The 9095-nt window shown below is 42.4% G+C and carries 4 protein-coding genes and 2 pseudogenes; 5 read left to right on the top strand and 1 reads right to left on the bottom strand.

Annotated elements, in window-relative coordinates; translation table 11 throughout:
• The 5 genes and pseudogenes from lacA to AC1DSE_RS24075 all read left to right on the top strand — a co-directional run.
• Positions 1–131 (top strand): annotated as a pseudogene (lacA, locus tag AC1DSE_RS24095) (galactoside O-acetyltransferase); the annotation flags it as partial.
• 172 nt (positions 132–303) lie between these two features.
• A pseudogene (locus AC1DSE_RS24090) lies at positions 304–414 on the top strand (sugar O-acetyltransferase); the annotation flags it as partial.
• 34 nt (positions 415–448) lie between these two features.
• The gene (locus tag AC1DSE_RS24085) at positions 449–955 is read left to right on the top strand and encodes a sugar O-acetyltransferase (protein WP_477509973.1); all 507 of its coding nucleotides are present in this window, start codon (positions 449–451) and stop codon (positions 953–955) included.
• 674 nt (positions 956–1629) lie between these two features.
• Positions 1630–7302, top strand: coding sequence for an S-layer homology domain-containing protein (locus AC1DSE_RS24080; RefSeq protein WP_477509974.1), 5673 nt, complete (start codon positions 1630–1632; stop codon positions 7300–7302).
• A gap of 352 nt (positions 7303–7654) precedes the next feature.
• Complete coding sequence (locus AC1DSE_RS24075) at positions 7655–8770, top strand: glycosyltransferase WbsX family protein (RefSeq protein WP_477528301.1); 1116 nt, start codon at positions 7655–7657, stop codon at positions 8768–8770.
• Between the two features lie 70 nt (positions 8771–8840).
• Here the strand turns inward: AC1DSE_RS24075 and AC1DSE_RS24070 are convergent.
• On the bottom strand, positions 8841–9095 hold a 255-nt coding region (locus AC1DSE_RS24070), incomplete at its 5' end, for a DUF1963 domain-containing protein (protein WP_477528300.1).

Here is a 9095-nt window from a genome sequence, read left to right as displayed (position 1 = left end):
GTGTTGTAACTAAAGATATTCCAGCCAATGTAATAGCAGTCGGTAATCCCTGCAAGGTCCTCCGAGAGATTACGGATCAAGACGAAATTTTTTATTACAAAAACATGCGTTTTGATCAGGTAGAATGGTAAAAACAGCATTTTAAGTATTAAGAATACTTTCAACCAGTGGTATTTACCCTTACTAGTCAGATATTAGATGATGTTAGTGAGCACATTAAAAGTGTGCTATTAGCAATTTGCAAAACAATCATCCTACGGCTTTGAGACATATGTTTCGGTAGGATACATTGGAGATGAACATATGACGGAAGAGGAACGAATTTTTAAGGGGATTTTATTTAGTCCAGGCGCTCCCGAGTTAAAGGCTATAAAGCTCCGTGCACATAACCTTAGCAGTCAATATAGCCGCACTTTTGAGGATCAGACAGTGGAACGCAAAGAGATACTTGAACAGCTGCTTGGCAGGATGGGGGGAACACATCTTCATTCAGGGTCCTATTTTCTTTCATTACGGGGTTCACACAGAAATCGGAAATCACTTCTTCGGCAACTACAATCTTACCGTACAGGACGATGCAAAGATTACCATTGGGAACAATGTCAGTTTTGGGCCTAATGTAACGATTGTTACACCTATTCATCCGTTCATCGCTTCTGAACGTAGGCAAATGCTTGATCAAAATGGTGATCGTAAGTCGCTGTGTTACGCCAAGCCTGTGACGATCGGAAACGATGTGTGGCTCTCAGCCAATGTAACGGTATGCGGCGGTGTTACCATTGGAGACGGATGCGTGATAGGAGCAGGTAGTGTGGTGACTCAAGATATCCCACCAGGCTCCTTTGCTGCGGGTGTTCCATGTAGAGTAATTCGCCAGATCACACAAGCGGACAGTATGCAATTTAAACCGGAAGTGTTAGCAGATTGCCGTGTGATTTTTGATATAGAGTCATAACACACGATAAATTTACGTATTCTCGGTATGTGCTGATGCAATTAAATTAGCGTAACAAATATATATAACACTCAGCCCTTTTGTGTAATCGTGCAAAAGGGCTGTACGACGTACAATGGGCGTTTTTATATGATTAACATTAATAACTCAACACAAAAAAATACAGGGTTAGCATCAATGGCCATATATTAAACCTACTTAATGATTAAAATGGAACCGTTCTAGAACGGTTCTTTTTTAATGTTATTAAATTTATTTCTTTGCTTTCATTATCTTTGAAAAATCAGCTGTAATTTCGAGCGCTAGTGGATTGGCAGAAGCTATCGAAACTAAACTCAGTGCCAAAGGAAGGTAGTGCGATGAACGGTGATAAAGGTGCAACGATGTTCCTTTGAACAGACGACGGTCTTGAATAATGTAAATTATATTTTAAATGGATACAGCGTATCAACCCGAGAAATATCCTCATTCTTCAAACCACATTAAAATAATATTGTCATATGACAGAATTGATGACAGCGGTCACTATAAGACAACCTCCCTTTTAATTATAGTAGTTAATGATGAGTTTTTTTATAAGGATCATGTTGAAGCCATGGTAAAAAGGCAGCTAAAGACCTCATGACATATCAATGATTAACTATGGTTCCATACAAGAAGTGGAGGAAAGAAGGATGAGGAAACAATCTTTTTTGTTGGTCATCGCTATTTTATTATCAGTTATTTCACCTGGACTAGTATCTAATAGAGCGGATGCGGCTGGGGGTACAGTTACAAAAAGTTACGCCGCCTCTGCGGATACGATGGAGTTGAGAGGTCAGCAGGAATTTGACGGCATATATGATAATGATGGGGATGGCTATCTTTATGTTGGTATGAGTAATAATGACGGATTCGTAAATGTCCGAAATAGAATGGCAATGATGTTTAATCTAGGTGTACCCGAAGGAACTATTGTATCAGCAGAGTTGGTCTTGACTGTCGCTACTGTCCTTAGAGTCACTGGTCATAATTTGTATACGGAAGTTAGGGGCTCTACAGCGAATGATTTGAACCTTGTAAGCTTTCCGCGAATGGATACGAACAACCCTTATGCGGATAAATTTACAGCTAAGAATACTAGTGAAGTGCCTATGGGTACATATCTTCAGGATCAAACGATTACTCTTAACGTAAAATCAGCTGTAGATACATTTACGGACAGTTCTGATCGTAAAATAATCTTCATTCTGAATGGTAATGAGTCAGATGCTGATAGCGGTAGATTTTTATTTTATTCCATGGAAACTGCAAATGCTGCGTATCATCCTAAACTAGTGGTTACTTATGAGACCGGAGCTGCAAATACGATTCCGACAGGTTCTTTTACGATATATGAAGGCGCAGCTACAAGCTCGTCAATTGTTAATCTATCTGTAACGGGATCTGACGCTGACGCAGGCGATAGTGTTACGCATATGAGATTTTCGAATAGTGCTGCGGGTTTGTCGGCAGCATCTTGGTTGCCTTTTAGCAATTCAGCAACATTTAGTCTAGCTGGCGGTGACGGGGCTAAGACGATCTATATGCAATTAAAGGATTCCAAAAATGGAATTTCGAATACATCTTCCCAGAGTATACTATTAGATCAGACATCTCCAACAGGATCTCTTATCATTAATAATAATGCTGCATTTACTAAAAACTACACCGTGACTTTGAGCGGAAGTTATTCCGACGGGAGTGGATCGGGAGTTGAGCAAGCTCGGCTCTCGAATGTTAGCGGTAGTTGGCAAACGAGTTGGTTTAATATTTCTGATTTGAATGGGAGGTCGTGGGTACTCCCAGCAGGAGAAGGCGCTAAAACGATATATGTTCAATATAAAGATAGGGTCGGAAATTTGAGTATGGGAACTATAAGCAGCACGATTACTGTAGATACCATATCACCAGTTATATCAAATGTAGAGAATAATAAAACATATAACAAGGCGATGGCCCCCACATTTAATGAAGGTAGTGGGCTATTGAATGGTAACCCCTTTAATAGCGGGACAGAGATTGTTATGGATGGTAATTATACGCTGATCGTAACAGATTCGGCAGGGAATTCAACAACGGTTAACTTTAAAATAGACACGGCTGCACCAGTTGTAACAGGTGTAACTAATGGTGGAATCTATAAGGGGAATGTGACAGTTACCTTTAATAAAGGAACGGCGACATTAAATGGAGCAGCATTTACTAGTGGAACAATGGTTACAATGGACGGTACTTATACGCTTGTTGTAACTGATCAAGCGGGGAATGTAACAACAGTGAGCTTTGAAATAGATAAGACTGCACCATTTGTAAGTGGAGTAACACATGGTGGGAGTTATAAAGCCCCGGTTACGGTGTTTTTTAACGAAGGAACGGCGACGTTGAATGGAGCAGCATTTGCTAGTGGAATGCGGATTGACGCGGATGGTAGTTATACACTTGTCGTAACGGATGCAGCTGGAAATGTAACAACGGTGAACTTTATTATTGATAGAGTAGCACCAATCGTAACAGGTGTTGCGGATGGTGGAATGTACAAGGATAAAGTGACAGTTAGTTTCAATGAAGGAACGGCAACATTGAATGGAGCAGCTTTTACAAGTGGTATGGAGGTTACTGCAGACGGTAGCTATACACTTGTCGTAACGGATGCAGCAGGAAATGTAAGAACGGTGAACTTTGTGATTGATAAGGTAGCACCAATCGTAACGGGTGTTGCGGATGGTGAAATGTACAAGGATAAAGTGACAGTTACCTTCAATGAAGGAACAGCAACATTGAATGGAACTGCTTTTACAAGTGGTACGGAGATTACTGTAGACGGTAGCTATACACTTGTCGTAACGGATGCAGCAGGAAATGTAACAACGGTCAACTTTATTATTGATAGAGTAGCACCAATCGTAACAGGTGTTGCGGATGGTGGAATGTACAAGGATAAAGTGACAGTTACCTTCAATGAAGGAACGGCAACATTGAATGGAACTGCTTTTACGAGTGGTACGGAAGTTATTCAGGATGACACGTACAAGCTCATCGTAACGGATGCAGCAGGAAATGCAACAACGGTGAACTTTGTGATTGATACAGTAGCACCAATCGTAACAGGTGTTGCGGATGGTGGTATGTACAAGGATAAAGTGACAGTTAGCTTTAATGAAGGAACAGCAACATTGAATGGAACTGCTTTTACAAGTGGTACGGAGATTACTGTAGACGGTAGCTATACACTTGTAGTAACGGATGCAGCTGGAAATGTAACAACGGTGAACTTTGTGATTGATAAAGTAGCACCAGTAGTAACTGGAGTAACCGAAGGTGGAATGTACAAGGATAAAGTGACAGTTAGCTTCAATGAAGGAACGGCAACATTGAATGGAACTGGTTTTACGAGTGGTACGGAAGTTAATCAAGACGGCACGTATAAGCTCATCGTAACGGATGCAGCAGGAAATGTAACAACGGTGAACTTTGTGATTGATAAGGTAGCACCAATTGTAACAGGAGTTGCGGATGGTGAAATCTACAAGGATAAAGTGACAGTTACCTTCAATGAAGGAACGGCAACATTGAATGGAACTGCTTTTACGAGTGGGACGGAAGTCATTCAGGACGGCACGTATAAGCTCATCGTAACGGATGCAGCAGGAAATGCAACAACGGTGAACTTTGTGATTGATAAAGTAGCACCAGTAGTAACTGGAGTAACCGAAGGTGGAATGTACAAGGAAAAAGTGACAGTTACCTTCAATGAAGGAACAGCAACATTGAATGGAACTGCTTTTACAAGTGGTACGGATGTTATTCAGGATGGAACGTATAAGCTCGTCGTGACGGATGCAGCTGGAAATGTAACAACGGTGAACTTTGTAATTGATAAAGTAGCACCAATTGTAACAGGAGTTGCGGATGGTGGAATGTACAAGGATAAAGTGACAGCTACCTTCAATGAAGGAACGGCAACATTGAATGGAACTGCTTTTACGAGTGGTACGGAAGTCATTCAGGACGGCGCGTATAAGCTCATCGTAACGGATGCAGCTGGAAATGCAACAACGGTGAACTTTGTGATTGATAAGGTAGCACCAATCGTAACAGGTGTTGCGGATGGTGAAATCTACAAGGATAAGGTGACAGTTAGTTTTAATGAAGGAACGGCAACATTGAATGGAACTGCTTTTACAAGTGGGACTGAAGTTACTCAGGATGGAACGTATAAGCTCGTCGTAATGGACGCAGCAGGAAATGCAACAACGGTGAACTTTGTAATTGATAAGGTAGCACCAATCGTAACAGGAGTTGCGGATGGTGGAATGTACAAGGATAAAGTGACAGTTAGCTTCAATGAAGGAACGGCAACATTGAATGGAGCAGCTTTTACAAGTGGTACGGAGATTACTGTAGACGGTAGCTATACACTTGTCGTAACGGATGGAGCGGGTAATGCTACTACGATTATTTTCCTAGTGGATACTACTGCTCCAACCGGTACATTAACCATTGATCAAGCTGGTTCGGAATGGACGAATGTTGCGGATACAACTCTAACTCTTACTAGCGATGACAGTAGTAAAGGAAGTGGCGTTGTCGAGATGCGCTTCTCGGGCAATGGGACGGATTGGAGTAGCTGGGAGCCATCCGCTGCAACGAAGGCATGGAGCTTTGGAGCAGGCGACGGGGAGAAATCAGTATTCGTACAGTTTAAAGACAAGGCAGGCAATGTAAGTCATTCCGTTATTCAAGATAAAATAAAACTTGACCAGACGATACCAACAGGAACGATTACCATAAATAGCGGAGCTACTGTAACGAGTAGCAAGGAAGTGAAACTATCTCTAACTTCTTCAGATGGCGATGGTAGCGGTGTTACTGAAATGCGGTTTTCTGCCGATAAGTTGGCTTGGTCAGCTTGGGAGAATGTATTGCTCACCAAAAATTGGATTTTGGATGGAGATTATGGATCTAAGCAGTTATACGTTCAATACCGAGATGCAGCAGGTAATAGTAGTGTGGCACATGCAGCATCTATTGAATACCAAGCAAGCAGTGGTTCCAGCAATGGCGGTGGTAATACAGAAACGAATTCTGATATCACAGTTAGCATAGGAAACAAGCCAGTACAAATGGTTAAGGCAACTGTCAGGACAATAGAAGGTAAAAAAGTAACGACGGTTGTCTTTGAGGAAGCGCAGCTTAAAGAGCTTTTGAAGGGAGCAGGCGATAAACCCGTTATTACGATTACGGTCCATAATCAATCTGATATCGTGAATTGGGAAATAAATGCTCGGCTTCTTTCAGCCTTTGAAAGCAGTAACGCTGTTATTCAACTAATGTCTGAAAAAGCGTCTTATAGCTTTCCGATGGATAAAGTTCATATTGATGAATGGCTTAACCACTTCGGATCTAATGTTTCACTGAAGGATATAACTCTCAAGATGGAAATCATTCATGCTCCTAACTCAGAATTTGTTTATAAGGATAGGGATAACGGACAAATTACACTTATCGCTCCTCCTGTGAGATTTTCAGTGAAAGCATACTTTGGGGGCAAGGAAATAGAGCTGAATCAATTTGATACTTTTGTAGAGAGACGCATTGCATTGCCTGAAGGATTAGATCCAAAGCGTATTACGACGGGAGTAAAGTTAATTTCGGACGGATCGCTCATTCATATTCCTACTAAGGTAATAGAAGAAGACGGACGTTATTACGCTGTCCTTAGCAGCATGACTAACAGCATGTACGGTCTCATTTATCATCAAAAATCATTTAGCGATGTTGCAACACATTGGGCCAAAACAAGCATCAATGATCTGGCATCACGACTTATCATTAATGGTTCTGACGAGCAGCGTTTTTTACCGGATAACGAAATAACTCGAGCAGAATTCACAGCTATAATGATAAGGGCATTAGGTTTAAGCTCTGCTGCTAAATCTGTAAGCTTTACAGATATATCAGAAAAGGATTGGTATCACTCAGCAGCTCAAATCGCGTATTCGTACGGATTGGTTGATGGATACAGCGATGGTTCATTCAAGCCTAACGAAAAGATTACTAGACAGGAAGCAATGGTTATTTTATCGAGGGCAATGAAGCTGGCAGATTTGTATAATGAGCTTGTCAATGTACAGCAGCAAAATCTGCTTCATGGTTTTAAAGATAATACAAAAATAGCAGCTTGGGCTCGCCAAGCCGCGGCATTAACGATTCAATTCGGTGTTATCGGCGGTTATAATGGGGAGCTGCAGCCTCAGAAAAATATTACTAGGGCTGAAACATCCGCCATTATCCAAAGGCTGCTTCAAAAAGCTAAATTCATTTAAGCATTACATAAAGAGGCTGCGGATTCCGCAGCCTCTTTATCGATTAGAAGCCTGAAAATACCTATTAGATAAATTAGGTGTTTCCCGTTTTTTTTATGTTCAATGATATAAGGGGAAAGAGATTCCTTTTTATATTTTGTAAAAAGAGGGATGTTGTGACTCTATTAGTTAACTAGAGATTTCTAATTGGCAACTTCTATTTGTTGTAATATGATGGCGGTTAGGGAGTCTTATGTCGTATTTACCCGGATCTAATGTCTTTTTTACCCCTGTTCGTGTGTGGGCTATTGGTTATAATGAGTATTGTGTAAGGGCTTCCAATTCTAAAAAATTGTTGAAAAGAGGAATGCACTTGAGCAAACAGTATGACGTCGCGGCATACATATGGCCGGCTTATACAGGGGACGAACCAAGAACTAGGATGTTCTGGCCGGAGGGGATGGGGGAGTGGCAATCTGTCAAGAACGCCGTCAAGAAGTTTCCCGAACATAATTGGCCGCGCAAGCCGCTGTGGGGCTACTGCAACGAAGCGGACCCCTATGTGATGGAGATGCAGATCTACGCGGCGGCGGACCACGGCGTCAATGTATTCATTTACGATTGGTACTGGTACGACAAACGCCCTTTTTTGGAAAATTGCCTCAACGACGGCTATCTGAAGGCGAGAAACAACGATAGAGTAAAATTTTATTTGATGTGGGCTAACCATAGCGTGAATAATACGTGGGATATCCGCTTGTCGCATGATATGGAAGGCGCCATGATCTGGGATGGCGCGGTCGACCGCCAAGAATTCGAGATCATCGCCGATCGCGTGATCAATCAATATTTTAAGCATCCGTCTTACCACACGATTGATGGCAAACCAATATTTAATATTTACGATCTTGCCAATCTGATGAGAGGTTTGGGCGGTGCGGAAGAAACGAAGGATGCATTCACTTGGTTCAGAGCCAAATGCGTCGAAGAAGGCTTGCCTGGCTTACACCTGCAGCTCACTTTGTGGGGCGAGCAGAACTTCAATCTCAGCGGCGTTGACGGCGGGGAAAAGGTAACGGCGAAAGAGATCGTGAAGCTGCTTGGCTTCGACAGCTTGACCCACTATCAGTACGTTCATTTCGTGAACGTAGACCGTGATTACAACGAAATCATGGTGGATGTCGTTCAAGAGTGGTCCCGCATTGACGCAGCATACGACATTCCGTATTATCCGCACATCTCGGTTGGCTGGGATAATAATCCGAGGTTTAAGGAACGTGTTCCGCTTGTTGTTCAGAACAATACGCCAGACAACGTTCAGAAGGCGTTTGAACAAGCGAAGCAATATGCGGATACACATCCAGAGCAACCTCCGCTCATCACGGTGAACAGCTGGAATGAGTGGACGGAGACGAGTTATTTGTTGCCGGACGATTTGTACGGGTACGGGTATTTAGAGGCGATTAAGAAAACATTCGTCAAATCGTAAGCGCGGAGAGCAAACCTCCTCTTTGAAATAATCAGACCCACTCGGAGTGGGTCTCTTCTCCGATTTTAAATCATGTCTGCTGGTAGCTTGTGGCTGACAACTGGCAACCACGGCAAAGGAAGGTGTAGTAAATACCTTCACTATTTCCGACTTGCTCCATGTCCAGCTGGGCAATGAATACCATTGTTTGCTCACAACTAGGGCAAGACGGGTATTCAGCATCCTGAATCCAAGTCGGATGCCCTCCAATTTGTGTGGCAGGTACTTCAAGGGTCCAGTACGAAGCTTCATAACTGCCTCTAGGCTGGTCTACCATGTGTAGCAA

This window comes from Paenibacillus sp. 01L418, from assembly GCF_056400045.1.
This window is presented reverse-complemented; position numbering and strand designations above follow the sequence as displayed.

Excerpts from the sequence above, each read along its gene's own strand:
- AC1DSE_RS24080 (WP_477509974.1), top strand. The coding sequence starts at position 1,630 with ATGAGGAAACAATCTTTTTTGTTGGTCATCGCTATTTTATTATCAGTT.